Genomic DNA, 315 nt, shown 5'->3' with positions numbered 1-315 from the left:
TCTTCAAATGGTAAGTAATCCAAGCGAGCATCTGCCTGACCAAGTTCCAAATCCAGCACCGACATCCATTCCTGAGGCAAGTTGATTGTCAAACGACAGGCCAAGCTACTGTGAAAATAAAGCCCCTTTTTTTCAACATAAAGACGAGGAAGCTTATCTTCTGGTGCATCTTGATTGTAGCAAATCTCCACACTAATCTGATTATTTTTAGACTTAGCCAAAGTTAGACGTCCCTCAGATAATTTTAAAAAGAGTGATTCAATCCCTTCAAAACTATAGGATTGTTTCAATTTGGAGGAAGCAAAGACCTTAAAA

At 38.7% G+C, this 315-nt stretch carries 1 pseudogene; it reads right to left on the bottom strand.

The annotated features are described in order from the left end of the window. Nucleotides 1-315: pseudogene (locus tag C1G53_RS00145) on the bottom strand (hypothetical protein); the annotation flags it as partial.

Origin of the sequence: Streptococcus suis, assembly GCF_002960445.1 — a bacterium.
In the GTDB taxonomy this organism is placed as follows: domain Bacteria; phylum Bacillota; class Bacilli; order Lactobacillales; family Streptococcaceae; genus Streptococcus; species Streptococcus hyiners.
This window is presented reverse-complemented; position numbering and strand designations above follow the sequence as displayed.